Raw genomic sequence first — 1,699 nt, 5'->3', positions numbered from 1 at the left:
GGTCATTGCAGCACAGGGGTTTGAAGTCATTGTCAAGCCTCTACCCGCGGCTGATTGAGATGGGTGCAAGATCTCAGCCATTAAGGAACGGAAGCGTTCGTTAAGAAAAAAAGAAACACAAAGTTAAGAGACATAGCAGTGTTCTACAGTGAAGTCAATGCCCTGACAGCAAAGACCGATTTATCACTGGTGCGTCAGCGCCCGTATCTCAGCCTGGTTCTGGAAGGTCGCGATTAAGCCATTGGCGAAGTGAGAACCACTATCCCGTTTAGGAGACTGTATGAGCAACGCCATCCAGGTCAGGGCAGGATTCCAACCATTCTAGGAGGGTCAGTCAATGCCGTCATCACAGCCTGAACTCTCGATGATTAATCCGAATGCTGCGGGCATTGACCTCGGTGCGGATTACCATTGGGTCAGCGTTCCAGAGGGGCGAGACAGTGAGTGCGTTCGCCGCTTTGGGTGTTTTACCGCTGACCTGTATGCGATGGCAGACTGGCTCAAACAGTGTGACATTGACACTGTGGTGATGGAAGCAACGGGAGTGTATTGGATTGCAGTGTTTCAGATTCTCGAAACGCAAGGCTTTGAGGTCAAGTTAGTCAACGCTCGACAGGTAAAAACCGTGCCGGGACGCAAAAGTGATGTGCTCGATTGTCAATGGTTGCGGCAGCTCCATCGTTATGGCTTACTCGCAGGCTCCTTTCGTCCTGATGACCAAATCTGTGTACTCCGTAGCTACATCCGCCAACGCGATACCTTAATCAAGAGTGCCAGTACTCACATTCAACGGATGCAAAAAGCCTTGACCCAGATGAATGTGCAACTGCACCGGGTGATTAGCGATATCAGCGGCACAACTGGGCTTGCCATCATTCGAGCAATTGTGTCTGGCGAGCGAGACTTGCACAAACTCGCAGCACTTAAAGATCGCCGCATTCATGCCAGTACTGACGAGATTGCGGCGGCATTAAACGGCGACTATCGCCCGGAACTGGTGTTTGTGTTGCATCAGGAGTTACAACTCTACGATGTCTTTCAAACCCAGATTGCTGCCTGTGATGCTGAAGTCGAAGCCTGCCTCAATCAGTTCGCAGACCGCATTGAGGTTGCCACAAACCCCTTACCTGCTGCTAAACGACGCGGAAAAAAGCAACCCGGAAATGCACCGCGCTTTGATTTGCGAACGCATTTGTACCGGATCAGTGGCGTGGACTTCACTCACGTCGATGGCTTTGGAGTCCTCACCGTCCTGACGCTGTTGTCCGAGTTGGGACTAGACCCGTCAAAATTTCCCTCGGCTAAGCATTTTGCCTCTTGGTTAGGGCTGTGTCCCGGCAGTCGCATCACGGGCGGCAAGCGCAAAAGTTCGCAGACTCGCCAAGTCGCCAATCGAGTTGCAACGGCGCTGCGGATGGCAGCGCAAACCCTGGTGCGGTCGCATTCTGCCTTGGGCGCATTTTACCGGCGGATGCAAGCGAAACTCGGCGCACCCAAAGCGATTACAGCAACGGCTCACAAACTCGCTCGCATCTTCTATCACCTGTGGACTTCAGGTGGTGCGTTTGTCGATCCGGGCATGGAAACTTACGAGCAGCAGTATCAGGAACGAATGGTCAAAAACCTCAAGAAAAAGGCGATGGCGCTTGGATTTGACCTCGTTGCTAAACCTGCTCTCCCGGAGTGTGTTTCTTAGGAG

Annotated in this window: 1 protein-coding gene; it reads left to right on the top strand. The window is 52.4% G+C overall.

Annotated features, from left to right (window positions below; all coding sequences use genetic code 11):
- The first annotated feature begins 337 nt into the window (after nt 1–337).
- Complete coding sequence (locus C7B65_RS26850) at nt 338–1,696, top strand: IS110 family RNA-guided transposase (RefSeq protein WP_073075372.1); 1,359 nt, start codon at nt 338–340, stop codon at nt 1,694–1,696.
- Nucleotides 1,697–1,699 lie beyond the last annotated feature (3 nt).

It is taken from the genome of Phormidesmis priestleyi ULC007 (assembly GCF_003003695.1).
In the GTDB taxonomy this organism is placed as follows: Bacteria; Cyanobacteriota; Cyanobacteriia; order Leptolyngbyales; family Leptolyngbyaceae; genus Phormidesmis_A; species Phormidesmis_A priestleyi_A.
This window is presented reverse-complemented; position numbering and strand designations above follow the sequence as displayed.

Bases quoted from the DNA above. Each gene is read 5' to 3' on its own strand.
- C7B65_RS26850 (WP_073075372.1), top strand. From the start codon at position 338: ATGCCGTCATCACAGCCTGAACTCTCGATGATTAATCCGAATGCTGCG.